Raw genomic sequence first — 18,959 nt, forward strand, 5'->3', positions numbered from 1 at the left:
CGGACGAGCGGAAAGGCACTCGACATGGACCCGTCGGTCATCATGGAGGCGGCGAACGCCTCAGCGAAACGGCTCACCGGCTGGACGCCGTGGGAATTCACCTGGGGGGTGATCCGGAAGGGGGACTGCACGATGTTCGACGGCGCCAAGTGGACCCTGTTCCCCAACGGGACCGCCACCTTCGACGCCACCGTGACCAGCGGGGACGACGGCGACGCCTGGGTGATCTGGCACGTCGACCTGCTCGACGCCAACCAGGCGATCCTGGGTTCGCTGGCCACCGAGCACCCGGTCGGCGGCGACTGGCGCAAGTTCGTGCAGAACATGCCGAGCAGCGCCGAGCGCTACCGGTTCCGGGCCTGGGCGACCTTCGACACCGGCCTCTGGGCCGACATCGTCCACCTGAAGATGCATTCGAGCTGCTGAAAGCACTGTGGCCGGTTCCGCCACCGCGGAACCGGCCACGATCGCGAACGGTCAGCCGCGCACGTCCTGCCGGGAAAGCTCGACCGGAACCGGGGTGACCGCCAGGGCGTGCACCGCCATGCCCGTGGCCGCCGGGGCGAGGCCGGCGGGCAGCTCGTAGGGGTCCGCCGCGTCGATGTCGACCTGGTAGCCGAGGTCGCCGAGGGCGGCGACGGTGACCCGGCTGAGCGGATTCGGCGCGTGGCCGACGAAGCCGGTCATCAGCTCGTTGCCGAAGGTGCGGTCCCGCCAGTGCACGTCCCGGGTTCCCGGGCCGCCGGTGTCCTCCACCGGCACCCGCTCCCGGTCACCCGCGCCACCGAGCAGCTTGTGGTACTCGGCCATCGCGGCCAGGCCGGAGAACGTCGGGTCGCTGGTGCCCTTGCCGACCAGCAGGCCCTTGGCGCCCCAGAGCGAGCCGACGCCGAGGACGTGCCCCATCTCGTGGGTGATCACGTCCCCGAGGATGCCGGTGGCCTCCATCTTGGCCAGGTCGGCCTTGTCGAACGTCATCTCGCCACGGACCGGCAGCAGCGCCGACGGTTCGGGGCCGGCCGGCCGCACGTGGGTGATGCGCGCCTGGCCGAGGATGTGGCCCTCGCCGTCGATGTCGGCGCCCTTGGCGACGATCAGCACGTCGTCGATCGGCTCGCCGTCGAAGACGACGTCCGGCAGGTCGCCGACGATCACCGTCGCCCACCGGTCGGCGGCCGCGGCGAAGGCGTCCTGCTGGACCTGGGTGAGCCCGCCGGCGAACCGGACGGTGATGGTGAACGGCGAGGTGGTGCCCGTCAGCAGCCGGGCGCGTTCGGCGTCGGCGCGGGCGTGGTAGGTCTTCGGATCCGGCATGGTCGTTCCTTCCGCCGTGCGAGCTGTCGTGGAGCTGTGCCGGTCAGAGTCCGGAAGCGCCCGGCAGATACACCGGTGGATCCCGGCGTATTTCCGGGGCGGCTCGCGGCTCAGTCTCGGTGAGGGAAGGGGACAAACCGTGAGCCTCGGGCTGATCGTTCTCGCGTTGTCGCTGGTGGTCGTGCTGCTGCTGGTGCGCCGCCGCCGTCGGGTGCACCGTCCCGCGGCGATCCTGGCCGGGCCGCCCGGCGGGGTCCCCGCGTTCCGGATCGTCACGCTCGGGCTGCAGGGCTCGGGCAAGACCCTGCTGCTGACCGGGATCTACCGCCGGCTGCAGACCCCGGGTGACCGCGGCTTCTACCTGCGGGTGCCGCACGAGCAGCTGATCGAGCTGAACCGCTGGTACCGCAAGGCGGCCGACGTCCACGAAGAGTGGCCGCGCGGCACGACCCGCGGCGAACTGCGCGAGTTCGAGTTCAGCGTGATGACCGACGTCGGCGGGGCGGCCGAGCCCGTCGTCAAGCTCGGTTACCTCGAATACCCCGGCGAGCTGCTGACCGACCCGGACGCGCCGGGTTCGACCGCGCAGGCGACGCTGCTGCAGGCGATCGCCGGGGCGGACGCGCTCGTCGGCATCATCGACGGCTTCCGGCTGCTGCAGGCCGAGCAGGGTGACCGGCGTGGTGCGCTGATGCTCGAGGCGTCCCTCGACGCGATGATCAACGCGATGCTGCCGGTGCGCAGCCCGATCGTCTTCGTCATCACCAAGTGGGACCTGCTCGACCACCTGCACCCGGACGAGAACGAGCGGCTGCGGATCGTCCGCGACCGGCTGATGGCGGCGCCGGGGTTTGCCGACCTGGTCAAGGTGCACAGCGCCCGGCGGATCGTGCGGCTGATCCCGGTCACCGCGGTCGGGCACGACTTCGCCGTCTTCTCCGGCGGCACGGTCCGGAAGAAGCCCGACGGGCGGTTCCGGCCCGGGAACGTCGAAGCCGCGTTGTCGGTGGTGGTGCCGGACATCCTGCGCCAGACCGAACTCGCCCTCGACCGGGCGACCCGCGCGGAGCTGCTCGCGGCCGCGCAACGGCGGATGCGGATGGGCCCGGCCGAGGCGCTGCGGACGCTCGGCAGCTACTTCACCGCGCACGCCGCGCGGGTGCTCGCGTCGGCGATCGGGGCGGGCCTGGTCGCCGAGTCCGGCCTGACGCTGTTGTTCGACACGATGCACCCGCAGGACGACGCGGCCGGGCGGAGTGCGCGGATGGCCCGGCTCGGCGAGGCCGACCGGATGGCGGAGCACTACGTCCAGGCTCGCCGTCGCGTGGTCGGCGAGCTGCAGCGGCAGGTCGCGGTGCTCGAGGCGAAACTGCCCGTCTCCCGCCTCGGCGGCGACCGCTGGGGTGACTGGTGACGGGCCGGGCGTGGCCGTTCCTGATCGCCCGCGGACGGCGGCGGGGCTATTCGGTGCTGCTGGTGCCGGGTTTCCTGCGGGAGCACGGCTTCCTCGAGGCCACGGTGACGCCGCTGGACGACGTGCCTTCGCGTGCCGTGGCGACACCGCACGGCGTGCTGGTCTGGGCCGAGCACGCCGTGACCGAGGTGGAGTCCGGCGGCGAACCGCGCGACGAGTACGGCCGCCCGCTCGTGCTGCTGCACGGGTTCCTGTCCCCGGACGGCAACCCCGCGACGACCGCGGCCGCGTTGTCCCGGACGCGGGCCGTTGCGCTCACGGTGTACGGCCGGTTCCTCGCCGGCGAAGAGGGTTTCCGGGCGGAGCGTTCGGAGCCGTTCGCGATCGACGTCGTCCCGGCCGCCGAGGTGGTCCGCCCGCGGGTCTCGCCGCCGGGAGCGCCGGTGCGGCCGGTGCGTGGCTTCGGGTGGGCGGGCGCCGGTGTGCTGGTGGCGGCGGGTGCGGTGGCCGCGGTGGTGGGATTCGCCTCGGGAGGTGGCGACGCTTCGCCGCCGCTGCCGGCGTGCGGCCCCGACGTCGTCACGCTGACGGTCGCCCCGACGGCTCCGGTGGCGACCTGCCTGCGCGAAAAGACGACCGTGACGTACGCACCCCGGTCGTCCGGCCACCCGAGGTGAACCGGGGTCAGGACGTCACGGCGAGGCCTTCCGGTTCACTGCCGACCGGGACGGTCGCGACGACGGTGTTCGTCGCGATGTCGATCACCGACATCGACCCCGAGGCCGAGTTGGTGACGAAGACGTAGCTGGTGTCGGGGGCCGCGGCCACGCCTTCGGGCTCGTCCTGGACCGGGATCGTCACCGGCGGGTTCCGGCCGAGCAGCGACACCGTGCCGGAGCCGGCGTTGGCGACGTAGACCTGGCCGCGCGGGGTGACCGCGACCCCCATCGGCACGTCCCCGACCGGCTGCGTCGTCATCAGCGTCGGACCGGCGGCGCTGATGGCGTTGACGCTGTTCGCCCCGGTCGCGGCCACGTAGACGCGGTCGCCGGCCGGGCTGGTCGCGATCCCGGCCGGGAAGCGGCCCACCGGCAGCGTCGCCACGACCTGGTCGGACCCGGTGTCGATGACCGACACGGTGGCCGCGCCGTTGTTGGTGACGTACACCCGGCGCCCGTCCGGGCTGGCGGCCGGGCTGTGCGGGAACCGGCCGACCGGGATCTGCCGCACGACGGTGTTCGTCGCGGTGTCGATCACCGACACCGTGTCGGCTCCGAAGTTCGTCACGTAGGCGCGCGAGCCGGCGACCGCGACCCCGAAGGGGTGCAGGCCGACCGGAACGGTGGCCAGGGTGGAGTACGTGCGGGCGTCGATCACCGATACGGTGCCGGAGAGCTCGTTGGTGACGTAGACCCGGTCCCCGCCGGGCGCCGCCCCGACGCCGATCGGCGACCGGCCGACCCGGACGGTGGCGACCACCTCCTGCATCCGGGTGTCGTACACGGTGACGTTGTCGGACCCGCTGTTGGCCACGAACACCTGCACCCGCGGGGGGTAGGCGTGCGCGGCCGGGCCGACGGAGGCGGCGGCCAGCAGCAGCGCCGCCAGTACTCCGCCGGCCCGCCCGGCGCGGGGCCACCGCGAGCGCGGAATCGTCGTCGCGTCATTGCCGAATGACATAACCTTCTCCGGTTCAGCAGCCAACCCTGCCTGGTTCGAAAATGAAGGCTCCTCGGATCTCCTGATCGGACGCCTTCGGGGAAGCCGGTCGGCGAAGCGCTTGTGGCGCGCCGTTTCCCGGTCCGGCATCACGCTAACCGACGGCTCGGCGCCCCGGCCACCGGAACAAGATCATGATCGCCTTGACGAGTGAACCCGGCTTCGGGAACCGGCTTTTGCCACATAAACCTTTTGAACCCGTCCGGGTGGCACAGACGTCACGGCAAACGGGGCCCGGTGCGATTTCCGGTGATTTCCCGCAGTGCGCGAAAAACGACGAGGAGCCCCAGCCGGTCACCGGCTGGGGCTCCTCGTCGGGGTGGTCGGGTGCTAGCGCTGCAGCGTCAGCACGCCCGGCCGCCACGGGAGGCGGTTGTAGTCGCCGCCCGCTGCGGGGTCCTTGCCCTGGTAGAGGAACTGGAGGTTGCAGGGGTCGATGGTCTTGGTCTGGTCGGGGTTGGTGCGGACCAGGTCGCCGTGACTGATGTCGTTGGTCCAGCCGGCACCGCTGTTGGCCTTGCCCGCGAAGGGCCGGCTTTCACTGGCCGCCTGCGGGGTCCACGAACCGCTCAGGCTGGTCGAGGTGAACGACCGGAAGTAGCGGCCGCCCGAGCCCATCGCCTCGACGATCATCAGGTACTGGTTCTGGCCCTGGACCTTGTAGACCTCGACCGCTTCGAAGAGGTTGGCCTGCGTGTCGCTCATGATCGTCGTGTAGTTCGACCCGAAGTTGCCCGGGAAGTTCCCGATCGGCATGCTGGCCCGGTAGATCTTGCCGTTGTCACCGGCGAAGAACAGGTACATGTTCGAGCCGTCGGCGATCAGGGTCTGGTCGATCGGGCCGGTGCCGGAGCCGGAGATGCTGCCGGTGAACAGCGGCTGCGGCGCGGACCACCCGTTGGGGTTGGTGGGGTCGCTCGAGGTGCGGTAGATGAACGGCCACTGGCCCCACTGGTAGGCCAGCACCCAGATGTTCTTGGGCGCGAAGTAGAACAGCGTCGGGGCGACGGTGCCGGAGTTCATCCCGGTCTGGCCGGCCGAGGCCATGTCGGACCAGTTCGTGAAGGGGCTGAACGCCATCGAGCCGTAGGACCCGGACGAGTTCACCGTCGACCCGTAGACGAGGTGCTTGCCGTTGTAGACGACGTTGGTGAAGTCCTTGAGCGAGAGCCACCCGTTCTTCGGCTGCGCCAGCGCACCCGAGGAGGACCAGCGGTAGGTCGACGGCAGGGAGCAGCCGCTGCCGCCGGTCGTCGTGGTGGTCGTGGTCGTCGGCGTGCCCGACAGGCCCGTCCACTGCTGGTTGGTGCCGCCGTGGCAGGTCCAGACCGCGACCGCGGTGCCGTTGGCGGTGCCGGCGCCGGTGACGTCCAGGCAGAGCCCAGACTGCACGCCGACGACCGAGCCGTCGGTGTTCACCCGCCACTGCTGGTTGGCCCCGCCGTGGCAGGTCCAGATCTGCACCCGGGTGCCGGCGGTGGTCCCGCTGCCGGCCACGTCGAGGCACTTGCTGCCGAACACGGTCAGCTGCCCGCTGGCGGTCGAGGTCCACTGCTGGCCCGCACCGCCCGAGCAGTCGGCGATCTGCACCGAGGTGCCGTCGGCCTGGTTGGCGTTCTGGACGTCCAGGCACCGGCCCGATCCGACGCCGCGCAGGGCGCCGGTGACGTCGGCCTGGGCCGCGCCGGCCCCGAACAACGCCGTCACCGCGACCGTCGCCGCGGCGGCGAGCACAGCCATCAGGTGCCGGCTCCTGCGGCTCAAAGTCCTTCTGTTCATGACGATCTTCTCCCGGTCAGCTACCCGCCGTTGGACGGCCAGATCGGTGTGCGTCCAAGCAAGACTGTTATCGCTAACATGCGTCGCGCAAGCCTGAACTTCCGGGAGCGGAATTGTCAATGCACGCGCAGCGGGGGCCACGTCCCCGAGGCCGGGCCGGGACGCTTTGCCTCCTCAGAGCCGGTGCCCTTGGTCCACAAAGGACAAACGAGCGGTGAAATTTACACGGGTCGCGAGCTGTCGAAACTTTCGAGCCCCCTGGTCACGGCCTCGTGGCGCGAAACCCGGGACCGCGCGTACCGGACGGGCTGCGGACGGTGATGATCACCGTTTCGCCGTACCGGCAAGGGAAGCCGGAATACCATGCCGCATGGACAGTCAGCCGGACCCGAACCTGCTGGGCGAACTGCGGCGGGTCGCCGGTCTCACGCAGGAGGACCTCGCCGAACGCACCGGGCTGACCGTGCGGGGGATCAGCAACATCGAACGGGGCCGGGTCGCCCGGCCGCGGCGCAGTTCGCTGGAAGCGCTGGCCCGGGGGCTCGGGCTGCGGGACGACCAGGTCCGCCGGTTCGTGCTGCACTATTCCCCCGACGCGCCCGAACCGGCGAGCGCCCCGCACCCGGTCTCGGTGCCGGCCCAGCTGCCCGCGGGCAGCACCGCCTTCACCGGGCGGCACCGGGAAATCGCCACGCTGGACGCCTTGAGCGCGCGCCGCGACCGCGGGGTGGTCGTCGCGGTGCTCGAAGGGATGGGCGGGGTCGGCAAGACGTCGCTGGCCGTGCACTGGGCGCAGGCCGCCCGGCCGGACTTCCCCGACGGCCAGCTGTTCGCGAACCTGCGCGGCTACGGTCCCGGCGCGCCGGCCGAACCGGGCGACGTGCTGCGCTCGTTCCTGCAGGCGCTCGGCGTGCCCGCCGCCGACGTCCCGGCGGACCTCGACGGGCGGTCCGCGTTGCTGCGCAGTGTCCTGGCCACCCGGTCCGTCCTCCTGCTGCTGGACAACGCGCGCTCGGCCGACCAGGTCCGGCCGCTGCTGCCGGGGCACGCCGGGTGCGTGGTGGTGGTGACCAGCCGCGCGATGCTGCACGGCCTGGCCGTCAGCGACGACGCCCACCGGGTGCCGGTGCCGCCGCTGGACGACCGGGAGTCGCTGTCGCTGCTCGACCGGCTCGGGGGCGGCGGGCCCGCCGCCGACCGGGCCGCCCTCGCCGACGTCGTGTCCGGCTGCAGCGGGCTGCCGCTGGCGCTGCGGATCGTCGGGGAACGGCTGGCCCACGACCGGGGCCTGGCGGAGGTCGCGGCGGCGATGCGGTCGGCCGGCGACCGGCTCGACGCCTTGACCACGGAGGAAGCGCGCACGTCGCTGCCTGCCGTGCTGTCGTGGTCGTACGAGGCGCTGCCCGGAGACGTCGCTTCGGCGTTGCGGCTGCTCGGGCTGCACCCCGGACCGCACTGGGCGGCGGACGCGGTGGCCGCGTTGCTGGCCGAGGAGGTTCCGGAGGCCCGGCGGCGCCTGCGGGTGCTCGTGTCCGGGCACCTGCTGGAGCACCGGGCCGACGGCCGGTACGAGTTCCACGACCTGGTCCGCGACTACGCGCGCAGCCTCGCCGCCGGGGACGAGCGGCGGTCCGCTGCGCTCGGGCGGCTCGCCGGGCACTATCTGGCCGGGGCCGCCGCCGCGGCGGACGCGATCGCGCCGCGCGATCCCTATCGCCGTCCGCTGCTCACCGACGTCACCGCGGTCCCGGCGGGTTTCGCCGGCGCCGACGACGCCGCGGCCTGGCTGGCCACCGAACTGCCCACCCTGCTCGGGTTCGCCGAACTGTCCGCGGCGACGGGCGGCACGGCCTACGCCCGTGACCTGTCGACGCTGCTGTGGCAGGCGCTGCGGGTGCACGGCCACTACGACGCTTCGCGCAGGTTGCACGGCTTCGCGCTCGCCGAGGCCCGCGCCGCCGGGGACTCCGTCGGCGCACAGCAGGCCCTGGTCGACGTCGCCGCGATCTGCGCCAGGGTCGGCCGGTACGACGAAGCGGTCGAGCACCTCACCGATTCCCTCGGCTTCGAAGGAACCCCGGCCATGACCGCGCGCGCCACGACCACGCTCGGCACGGTGTTCGCCCAGCTGGGCCGGTACGACGAAGCGGCGTACCAGCTCGGCCGGGCCGTCACCCTGACCCGCGAGACGGGCGACACCCTCGCCGAGGGACGCACCTACGGCAACCTCGGCTTCGTCCAGGAACGCCTGGGCCGGTTCGACGCCGCGCTCGGGACCTACCACCGGCAGCTGACCATCGCCGAGGCGATCGGCGACCGGGCCAGCGAAGCGATCTGCCTGCACAACCTCGGGGACGTCTACCGCGCGCTGGGCCGCTACGAGGAGGCCCGCGACCACCTCGACCGGTCGCTGTCGGTCAGCCGCGCCGAAGGGCACCGGGAGGCCGAGGGCTACGCGCTGGTCTACCTCGGGCTCGTGCACCCGCACCTGGGCACCCCGCCGGCCGAGGCGAGCCGGTTCCTGGAGGAGGCGCTCCGCATCGCCGCGGCCACCGGCATCCGCCCGCTCGAGACACTGGCGCACAACGGCCTCGGCGACAACGCGCGCGCCGGCGGTGACCGGGCCGCGGCCCTGGAGCACTACTTGCGCGCCCGGGACCTCGCCCAGGCCACCCACGAGCAGTACGAAGAAGCCCGCGCGCTCGAAGGGATCGCCGGGACCTACGAGGACGCGGGCGAAACCGACAAAGGCCGGCCGTACCGGCAGCGAGCGCGTTCGCTGTACGAGGCGATGGGCATCAAGGCCGACGACACCCACTCGGAGTAGCCCGACCGGAACTTCCGCGCCCGGAAGTTCCGGTCCGTTGTTCATGGACCCCGCCGGTCCGGCACCGATTCAATCGCGGCAGGTCCGTACGGACCTACTGGGTGGGAAGGTTCGGCGGGTTGCGGGCAGATCTCGGTATTGCTGATCGGGTGAACGACGCCTTCGAGGCGCAGAGGGACAGGACACCGCACCGCTGCGCGGTCGTCGCCGGCGAGCACCGGCTGAGCTACACCGAACTGGACCAGGCGGCCAACGCGGTGGCCAACGCGCTCCTCGGCCGGGGGCTGCGGCGCGGTGACCTGGTCGGCGTCCGCCTGCACCGCGGGCCGTGGCTGGTGCCGGTGCTGCTGGGCGTGCTGAAGGCCGGGTGCGCGTACGTGCCGCTCGACCCGGCCGCGCCGGCCGCGTCGATCGCCGCGATCGTCGAGGACTCGGGCCTGTCCCTGGTGGTGGCCGACGATCCGGGCCCCGGCGCGCTCGCCGTCGGCGACATCGACCGGACGCGGACCTCCTCCCCCGGCGTCGCGGGCGCCGGGACCGACCTCGCCTACGTCATCTACACCTCCGGCTCCACCGGCCGTCCCAAGGGGGTCGAGGTGGAGCACCGCAACGTGCTGGCGTTGCTGCGCTGGGCGGCGGGCACGTACTCCGACGACGAACTGCGCGGCGTGCTCGGCGCCGCCTCCGTCTGCTTCGACGCCTCGGTCGCCGAGCTGTTCCCGCCGCTGGTCACCGGCGGCAGCGTCATCCTGGCCGAGAACCTGCTGGCCCTGCCCGGGCTGGCGGCCCGCGACGAGGTGACGTTCGTGCAGGGCGTGCCGTCGGTGCTCGCGGTGCTGGCCAGGACGCCGCTGCCGGCGTCGGTGCGGACCGTGGCCATCGCCGGTGAGGCGCTGAGCCGGTCGCTGGTCGACCGCCTGTACCGCAACACCGGCGTCCGCCGGATCGTCAACTGCTACGGCCCGACCGAGGTCACCGTGAACTGCTCGAGCCACGAGGTCGGCCGCGACGAGCGGGCCGACCCGCCGATCGGCACGCCGCTGCCGGGTGCGGGCTTCTCCGTGCGCGACGACGGCGGCCGGCCACTCGGCGACGGCGAAGTGGGCGAGCTGTGGGTGAGCGGCACGCTGGTGACCCGGGGCTACCTCGGGCAGCCGGAGCTGACCGCGCGCAAGTACGTCGTCGACGACGCCGGAGTCCGGCACTACCGCACCGGTGACCTGGTCCGGCGCGACGGCGGGCGGTACTTCTTCACCGGGCGCGCCGACGACCAGGTCAAGGTGCGCGGGTTCCGCGTCGAGCCCGGGCAGGTGCAGGCGGCACTGCTGACGCACCCGGGGGTCGGCAACGCCGTCGTGCTCGCGCCGGCCGACTCCTCCGGGGAACGGCGGCTGGTCGGGTTCGCCGAGCCGGCGGGTGCGCCGCTCACCGAGGCGGAACTGCGGGACTGGCTGCGGGCCCGGCTGCCGGGGCACCTGGTTCCGTCGCGGATCGCGGTGCTCGACGCGATTCCGCTGGGCACGACCGGGAAGGCGGACCGGGCCGCGCTGGCGGCGTGGGTGTTCGGCCGCGACGACGCGACCGGGTACGTCGCTCCCGGTACGCCCACCGAGCACCTGGTGGCTTCCGTCGTCGCGGCGGTGTTCGGGCTGCCGGAGATCGGCGTGCGGGACCGGTTCAGCGATTCGGGCGGGCACTCGCTCGCCGCGGCGCGGGCGGTCGCGCGGCTGCGGGACGAGGCGCGGCGCGAGCTGACGCTGGCGGAGTTCCTGGCCGACGGCACGGTGGCGGCCGTCGCGCGGCGGCTGGACACGGCCGCCCCGCTCGAACCGGACGCGGTGCCGGTCCACGATCCCGGGCGGGTCGTCTATCCCCTGACCAACACGCAACGCGACCTGTGGACTCTCGCGCAGCTCGGGGCGACGGGGACCGCGACGACGGCCGCGTGGCGGTTGCGGTGGCACGGCCCGTTTTCCGTGGCGGCGCTGCAGGCGGCGGCGGACGCCGTGGTGGTCCGCCACCACGCGCTGCGCGGGACGATCCAGGAGCGCGACGGCGAACCGGTCGTGGTCGTCGGCGAACCGGCCCCGGTGCCGATCGAGGTGCACGACCTGCGTTCCGGGGGCCGCGCGGACGAGCTCGCGGCCGCCGCGGCCCGGCACGCCTTCGACCTGTCCGCCGAAACGCCGTTGCTGCGGATCACCGCGCTCCGGCTGGCCGACGACGGCACCGAGCTGGTCGTCGTCTCCGATCACAGCGCCACCGACGGCGTCTCGATCGGCGTCCTCATGGCGGAACTCGCCGGCGTCGTGCCGGACGGCACCCCGGCGCAGGTCGGTGACCTCGCCCTGCGTGAACGGGCCCCCGCCGCGGCGGACCGGGAGCGGTACTGGGCTCGCGAGCTGGCCGGGGCCACCCCGCCGGACGCCCTATTCGACCGCGCCGGCCACCGGTTCCTCGGCGAACGGATCAGCAGCCCGCTGCCCGCTGCCCTGCGCTCGTCGGTCCGCGCGCTCGCCGAGTCGGCCGGCGTCACGCCGTTCGCGGTGTACCTGGCGGCGCTCGGTGTCCTGGTCGGCGCACTCGGGCGCACCTCGGACGTCCTGCTCGGGACGGCCGCGGCCCAGCGGGACCGGCCGGAGGTCGAGCACACCGTCGGGCCGCTGGTCGACGTGCTCCCGGTCCGGCTGCGGCTCTCGGCGGACATGACGTTCCGCGACCTGCTGCGCGCGGCCATGACCACGACGGCCCGGGCGATCGACCACCGCGGCCTGCCCAGCGGCGAGCTGACCCGGCTGTGGGGCGGCGACCGCCCCGCCGGGATGCCGCTCACCCCCGTGTCGCTCGCGGTCCAGCCGGCCGGGCTGCCGGTGTCGGTGCCCGGGCCCGGGGTCCGCCTCGACCTGCTCGGCGAGCTGCCCACCGGCGGCAGCCACACGCCGCTGACGGTGTTCGTCAACGAGCACGTCGACGGCGCCGACCTGGTGGTCGAGCACGACCCGGCCCTGTTCTCCCCCGCCCGCGCGCAGTGGTTCACCCGGTCCCTGCACCACGTTCTCCGCGCCGCGCTGTCCACACCGGACGCTCTGTTGTCCACTCTGGACTTGCTCACGGCCGAAGAGCGCGCGCTGCTGGAGAACTGGGGAACGGGCGCCGAGCTGCCGGAAGCCGACGTGGCGAGCGTGCCGGAGGCGGTGCTGCGGCACGCCGAGCTGACCCCGGACGCGGTCGCGGTGTCCACCATGGACGGACAGCTGACCTACGCCGAGCTGGTCCGCCACGCCGACGGGGTCGGCCGCACCCTGGTCGCGGCCGGTGTCCGGCCGGGTGACGCGGTCGGGGTCTGCCTGCCGCGCGACGAACTCCTGCCCGCCGCCCTACTGGGGGTGTGGCGGGCCGGAGCGGCCTACCTGCCGCTCGACTTGGACCAGCCGGCGCGGCGGCTGGTCCAAGTCGGGACCGAGGCCGGGGTGCGGGTCGTCCTCACCCGGGGCCTCGCCCGGGACACCGCGGCGGAGGTCGTCGCGGCGATCCCGGGCGCGGGCCTGGCCGACGCCGACTTCGACGCCGCCGCCCCGCCCGCGGAGCTGACCGTGCCGAGCGGCGACGCCCTCGCCTACGTGCTGTCCACTTCGGGGTCGACGGGACGGCCGAAGGGCGTCGAAGTCACCCACGCGAACCTGCACGCCTTCGTCCGGTCCCGGAGTCTGAGTCACGGCCTGCGGCGTGCTGACGCGATGGCCGCGATCGCGCCGCTCGCCTTCGACGTGTCGGCCGAGGAACTGTGGTGGCCCCTGGCGGCCGGTGCGCGGTGCGTCGTCGCCGACCGCGACACCGCCGTCGACGGGCACCAGCTCGCGCAGTGGCTCACCAAGACCGGGGTCACCGTCGCCGACTTGACCCCCACCAGCCTGCGGATGCTGCTGGCCGCCGGCTGGTCCGGCGATCGCGCGCTGCGGCTGCTGCTGGGCGGCGAGGTGCTCGACGCCGAACTCGCCGCCCGGGTGCTTCCGCTGGTCGGCGAGCTGTGGAACGGCTACGGGCCCACCGAGACGACGGTCGCGGCGACCGCGCACCGCGTCACCGACGCCTCCGTCCCGCTGGGCGCACCGACTCCGGGAACGCGCCTCTCGGTGCGGGACGAGGCCGGCCGCGTGGCTCCGCCCGGAGCGATCGGTGAGCTGTGGATCGGCGGCGCCGGTGTCGCCCGCGGCTACCGCGGGCGGCCGGAACTGACGGCGGCGGCGTTCACCGGCGGCTGGTACCGCACCGGCGACCTGGTCCGGTGGCGCCCGGACGGCACGCTCGAGTTCCTCGGCCGGGCCGACGACCAGGTCAAGGTCCGCGGCAACCGGTTCGAGCTCGGCGAGGTCGAGGCGGTCCTGCGCGCACTGCCGGGAGTGGCCGACGCCGCGGTGACGGTGGTCGCGGACACCTACCTCGCCGGCTATCTCACGCCCGCCTCGGCCGACGCGATGGCCGCCGAGCGGCAGGTGCGGCGGCTGCTGCCCGGGTACATGGTGCCGAGCCGGTGGGCCACCCTGGACGCGCTGCCCGTGCTGCCCAACGGAAAGCTCGACCGGCGGGCACTCGCACCGATCCCGGCGGCCGCGCCGGTGGCCGCCGCGCCGCTGACCCCGGCCCAGGCGGTGGTCGCCGAAGTCTGGCGGTCGTGCCTGGAGGCCGGCGAGCTCGGCCCGGACAGCGACTTCTTCGCCCTCGGCGGCCGGTCACTGGCGGCGACGCGGGTGGTCGGGCTGCTGCAGCAGCGGCTGGGCCGCCGGATCACCGTCCGGACCCTGTTCGACCACCCGGTGCTCGCCGACTTCACCGCCCGGCTGGGCGATGCCGCGTCCGAGCGGGTTCGGCCGGACGGCGCCATCGAGGAACTCGTGGCGGCCGTCTGGGCGGACGTGCTCGGCCGCACCGGAATCGGGGCGCTCGACGACTTCCGGGCCCTCGGCGGAACACCCCGGCAGGCGGCCGAGGCCACCGGCCGCCTCGGCGCCGCCCTCGGGTTCGCGATCCCGGCCGCCACCCTGCTCGACCGGCCCGTGCTGCGCGACTTCGCGGCCGGGCTGGACACCCTCGCCCTGGCGGCCCTCGACGCCGTCCCGACCGGAGGCACGGCATGACCGAGTCGGTGCTCACCCCCGCCCAGCGCGTGCGGGAGATGCTGGAAAGCCGGGCCGCCGCGGCCCTGCGCGCGACCACCTCCGGGCCGGCGAAGCTTTCCCCGGCCCAGGCCCGGTTGTGGTTCCTGTCCCGGTTCGAACCCGCCGGGCACGCCTACCACATCCCGGTCGCGCTGGAGCTGACCGGAGCGGCCGACACCGAGGCCTTGCTCGCGGCGGTCCGCGACGTCGCGGACCGGCACACCGTCCTGCGCAGCGTCTACCGGGAGATCGACGGTGAACCCCGGGCCTGTCCGGTCCCGGCGGCCGACGTCCCGGTGTCCACCGTGGACGTCACGGCCGGCGAGCTGGCGGCCGCGCTCGCCGCGGAGGCCGAGAAGCCGTTCGCCCTGGCCGGCGAGCCGCCGATGCGGGCCACGCTGTTCCGGCTCGCCGCGGACCACCACGTCCTCGCGCTGACGTTCCACCACATCGCCATGGACGCGGCGTCCACCACCGTGGTCCTCGACGACCTCGCCGCCTGCTATGCGGCCCGGCTCGGCGCGCGCCCCGCCCCCGAACCGCCGGCCCGCCAGTACGCCGACGTCGCCTCGACGCGGCCCGACGACGACTTGGACTGGTGGTGCGAGCGGCTGGCCGGGCTGGCGCCCGTGCTGGAGCTGCCGACCGACCGGCCCCGCCCGGTCGTGGCCGCCGACCGCGGCGCCGAGGTCGCCGTCGCGGTGTCCCCCGAACTGACCGCGCGGCTGGACGAGATCGGCCGGGCGACCGGCTGCACGCCGTTCGTGGTGCTGCTGGCCTGCTGGCAGTCGCTGCTGGCGCGGCTGGCCGGGACCGGCGACATCGCCGTCGGGGTGCCCGGATCGGGGCGGGGACCGGAGGCCGATCGCGTCGTCGGCTGTTTCGTCGAGACGCTGGTGCTGCGCACCGACCTGTCCGGCGTCACCACCGGGCGCACCCTGCTCGCCGCCGCCCGGGACACCGTGCTCGACGCCTTCGCGCACCCCGGCGTCACGTTCGAGCGGATCGTCGAACGCCTCGCGCCGAAGCGGAGCCTCGATGCGTCGCCGGTGTTCCAGGTGATGCTGAACGTCCTCGACGAGCCGCCGGGCGAGCCCGCGCTGCCCGGCCTCGCCGTACGGGTCCGGCCGACGCCGGTGCGCGGGGTCAAGTTCGACCTCAGCCTCGCGCTGTCCCGGGTGGACGGTGGCTACCGCGGCGGGCTGGCGTTCCGCACCGACCTGTTCGACACCGGCACGGCCGAGCGGCTCGGCCGCTGGTTCGTGGCCCTGCTCGACGGCGTCACCGCCGACCTCGACCGGCCGGTCGCCGACGTTCCGCTCGAAGCGGTGACCGGCCCGGTGCTGGCCGGGCCGGCACCCGAGGAGACCGAGCTCGTCCCGGTGCCCGTGCTCATCGAGCGGACGGTCGACCGGTGCCCGGACGCGGTCGCCGTCGTCGGCGCGACCGGCGCGCTGACCTACCGCGAGCTCGACGAACGCGCGAACATGCTGGCCCACCGGCTGCGGGCGCTGGGCGTGACCGCGGACGAGCCGGTCGGGATCCTCCTCGAGCAGGGCACCGACGTCGCCTGCGCGGTGCTCGGCATCATGAAGGCGGGCGGGGCGTACCTGCCGATGGACACGACGTACCCGGCCGCGCGGGTGGCCGCGATCCTCGGCACCGCGGAGGCCCGGATCCTGCTGGCGGAGCCGGGCCTGTCCACCGACCTTCCCGGCGTGACCGTCCTGACTGTCGGCGACGCCGTCGCGGGGCAGCCGCGGACCCGGCCGGACGTCGCGATCGAAGGCGGCCACCTCATCCACGTGATCTTCACGTCGGGCTCGACCGGGGCGCCCAAGGGGGTCGCGGTCGAGCACCGCAACGTCGCCCACTACCTGGCGGGCATGCTGCCGCGCCTCGGCGACGTCGCGGGCGCGTCGTTCGCGGTGGTCTCCACGCCGGCCGCGGACTTCGGCCTGACCGGTGTGTACGGCGCGCTGACCACCGGCGGGACGGTGCACCTGGTCGAGCGGGACACCGCGATGGACCCGGAGGCGTACGCCGCCTACGTCGCCGAGCACCCGGTGGACGTGCTCAAGTGCGTCCCCAGCCACCTCGAACTGCTGGCGCGGCACGGCGACCTCGCGGCGGTGCTGCCGCGGCGGCTGCTGATCCTGGCCGGGGAGGCGTGCCCGTGGTCGCTCGTCGAGCGCGTCCACGAGGCCCGCCCCGGGCTGCGGGTGCAGAGTCATTACGGGCACACCGAGAGCACGATGATCTCCCTGACCTGCGACGTGGCCACCATCCCCGGCCACGAGCGGGCCGGGTACGTGCCCCTCGGGACACCGCTGCCCGGTGTGGTCGGCCACCTCGTCGACCACACCGGGGCGGTCGTGCCGCCGGGCGTGCCCGGCGAGCTGCTCATCGGCGGGCCGCAGATCACCCGCGGCTACCTCGGCGACGACGCGCAGACCGCCGCCCGGTTCCAACCCGACCCCCTCGGCACCGGCGTGCGCTGCTTCCGCAGCGGGGACGTGCTGCGAGTGCGCGCCGACGGCACCGTCGAGTTCCGCGGCCGGGCCGACGACCAGGTGAAGGTGCGCGGCCACCGCGTCGAGCTCGGCGAGGTCGCCGCCGCGTTGCGGGACGTTCCCGGGGTCGCGGAAGCCGTCGCGCTGCCGGTCGGCGAAGGCCTCGACCGGCGGCTCGCCGCCTGGCTGGTGCCCGCACCCGGCACGGCACTCGACGTCGCCGCCGTGCGCCGGACCCTGCGCGAGCGCCTGCCGGACTACCTGGTGCCGTCGTCGCTGACGGTCCTGGACCGGTTGCCGCTCAACGCCAACGGCAAGATCGACCGGGCCGCGCTGCCGGACGCGGCCGCCCCGGCGCCCGCGGTGCGGCGGCCGGTCGCGACCCCGGCGGAACGGCTCGTGGCCCGGATCTGGGCCGACGTCCTCGACGTGGCCGTCGTCGGGGCCGACGACGACTTCTTCGCCGTCGGCGGCCAGTCCTTCGCCGCGGTCCGCGTGGCCGGGCGGCTGAGCGAGGCGCTGCGCCGTGACGTCGCCGTGCGCACGGTGTTCGAACACCCGGTGCTGGCGGATCTGGCCGCCGCGCTGGAGTCCGCCGCCGCCGGCGTGTCCGGTGGCGCGCCCATCCCGGTGCGGCCCGACCCGGAGGCGCCCGCGCCGCTGTCCTCGGCGCAGGCCCGGCTGTGGTTCCTGGACCTGCTGGAGCCGGGCCCGGCCTACAACCGGGGCATGGTGCTGCGCCTGCGCGGCCCGCTGGACGCCGAGGCGATGCTGCGGGCGGTCCGGGAGGTCGCGGCCCGGCACGTGGTCCTGCGCAGCGTGATCGAGGAGCGCGACGGCACCCCCGTGGCCGTGCCGCTGGACTCCGTTCCGGTGTCCTTCGTGGACACTTCCGGCGGCGAGCCCTGGGTGTCCGAAGTGGACCGTCCGTTCGCTCTCGACCGGGAACCTCCCATGCGGGCCACGCTGTTCCGCGTCGCTCCCGACGACCACGTCCTGGCGATCACCGTCCACCACATCGCGACGGACAACTGGTCGCGGGGCATCATCGGCGCCGAGCTGGCCGCCGCCTACGCGGGCCGGACGCTGCCACCGGCCCCCGTCCAGTACGCGGACTACGCCGCGTGGCTGGCCGTCCGCCGGCGTACCGAGGACCTCGACTGGTGGTGCGACCGCCTGGCCGGACTGCCCCCGCTGCTCGCCCTGCCCACCGACCATCCCCGGCCGCCGGTGGCCGACTGGTCCGGCGGGCACGTGCGGTACACGCTCGACGCCTCGCTGACCGCCGCGATCCGGCGGGTCGCCGGCGAGGTGGGGGCGACACCGTTCATGGTCGTCCTCGCGTGCTGGCAGGTGCTGCTCGGCCGGCTCGCGGGCACCGACGACGTCGCGGTCGGCGTACCGGAATCGGGACGGCACCACCCGGACGTCGAGTCCACGGTCGGGTGTTTCGTGAACACCCTCGTGCTGCGCACCGACCTCGCCGGCGACCCGACGGTGCGGGAGCTGATCGGGCGGGTCCGGGAGACCGTGCTCGGCGCGTTCGCGCACGCCGAGACACCGCTGGAGCAGATCATCGAGCGGCTGCGGCCGGACCGGACGATGGCGGCGACGCCGCTGTTCCAGGTGCTGCTCAACGTCCTCGACGAGCCCGCGGCCGAGCCCCGGATCCCGGGACTGGAGGTCACCGCACTGGGCACCGCGGCCGAGCGGGTGAAGTTCGACCTGAGCATGGTGCTGGTCAACGAAGGCGACAGCTACCTGGGCGAACTCGCCTACCGGACCGACCTGTTCGACGCTCGCACGGCCGAGCGCCTGGTGGCGGACTTCCGGCACCTGCTCGCCGACCTGCTGTCCGATGTGGACGCCGTGGTCACGATCGACGCGACTTCCCCGCCGGCACCGACTGCGGTCCCGGAGAAGAAGGGCGGCGGGGTCCCGGCGACGCCGTCCGAACAGCGCGTGGCTTCGGTGTGGGCCGAGGTCCTCGGCGTGCCACGGGTCGGCGCCGACGACGACTTCTTCGCCTTGGGCGGGCATTCGTTCACCGCGGTCCGGGCGGTCCGCAAGATCGACGAGCGGCTGCGGGTCATCGACCTCTTCCTGCACCCGACGGTCCGGGAGCTGGCCGCCTACCTCGACGCGGGCGAGGAAACCGGCGGCATGCTGCACCGGCTCTCGGCCCCGGGGACGTCGGAGCTGACCTTGATCTGCGTGCCCTACGGCGGCGCGTCGGC

General features: G+C 74.1%; 9 protein-coding genes. 6 read left to right on the forward strand and 3 right to left on the reverse strand.

Annotated features, from left to right (window positions below):
• Positions 1-24: 24 nt before the first annotated feature.
• Positions 25-426, forward strand: coding sequence for a DUF6294 family protein (locus CCN39_RS33690; RefSeq protein ID WP_086848904.1), 402 nt, complete (start codon positions 25-27; stop codon positions 424-426).
• A 51-nt stretch (positions 427-477) separates the two neighbouring features.
• Here the strand turns inward: CCN39_RS33690 and CCN39_RS33695 are convergent, their stop codons facing one another.
• Positions 478-1,314, reverse strand: coding sequence for a leishmanolysin-related zinc metalloendopeptidase (locus CCN39_RS33695; protein ID WP_086848906.1), 837 nt, complete (start codon positions 1,312-1,314; stop codon positions 478-480).
• Between the two features lie 139 nt (positions 1,315-1,453).
• Between CCN39_RS33695 and CCN39_RS33700 the strand changes: the two genes are divergently transcribed.
• On the forward strand, positions 1,454-2,728 hold the full coding sequence (locus tag CCN39_RS33700) for a hypothetical protein (RefSeq protein ID WP_086848908.1): 1,275 nt from the start codon (positions 1,454-1,456) through the stop codon (positions 2,726-2,728).
• Complete coding sequence (locus CCN39_RS33705; RefSeq protein ID WP_086848910.1) at positions 2,725-3,405, forward strand: hypothetical protein; 681 nt, start codon at positions 2,725-2,727, stop codon at positions 3,403-3,405. The genes CCN39_RS33700 and CCN39_RS33705 overlap by 4 nt, the downstream gene beginning before the upstream one ends.
• Before the next feature lie 7 nt (positions 3,406-3,412).
• Here the strand turns inward: CCN39_RS33705 and CCN39_RS33710 are convergent, their stop codons facing one another.
• Both CCN39_RS33710 and CCN39_RS33715 read right to left on the reverse strand, forming a co-directional pair.
• Positions 3,413-4,408, reverse strand: coding sequence for a YVTN family beta-propeller repeat protein (locus CCN39_RS33710; protein ID WP_086848912.1), 996 nt, complete (start codon positions 4,406-4,408; stop codon positions 3,413-3,415).
• A 369-nt stretch (positions 4,409-4,777) separates the two neighbouring features.
• Positions 4,778-6,226, reverse strand: a complete 1,449-nt coding sequence (locus CCN39_RS33715) for a non-reducing end alpha-L-arabinofuranosidase family hydrolase (protein WP_086848914.1) — start codon at positions 6,224-6,226, stop codon at positions 4,778-4,780.
• A 370-nt stretch (positions 6,227-6,596) separates the two neighbouring features.
• On the opposite strand from CCN39_RS33715, the gene CCN39_RS52635 reads away from it, so the two are divergent.
• From CCN39_RS52635 to CCN39_RS33730, 3 genes are all read left to right on the forward strand, one after another.
• Positions 6,597-9,053: an ATP-binding protein gene (locus CCN39_RS52635; protein WP_086848916.1), complete on the forward strand. Its 2,457-nt coding sequence runs from the start codon at positions 6,597-6,599 to the stop codon at positions 9,051-9,053.
• A gap of 149 nt (positions 9,054-9,202) precedes the next feature.
• Positions 9,203-14,188: a non-ribosomal peptide synthetase gene (locus tag CCN39_RS33725; protein WP_158104571.1), complete on the forward strand. Its 4,986-nt coding sequence runs from the start codon at positions 9,203-9,205 to the stop codon at positions 14,186-14,188.
• A partial coding sequence (locus CCN39_RS33730; RefSeq protein WP_086848921.1) for a non-ribosomal peptide synthetase occupies positions 14,185-18,959 on the forward strand: 4,775 nt, incomplete at its 3' end. The genes CCN39_RS33725 and CCN39_RS33730, both read left to right, overlap by 4 nt.

The sequence above is a fragment of the Amycolatopsis kentuckyensis genome, assembly GCF_002155975.1.
Taxonomy (GTDB): domain Bacteria; phylum Actinomycetota; class Actinomycetes; order Mycobacteriales; family Pseudonocardiaceae; genus Amycolatopsis; species Amycolatopsis kentuckyensis.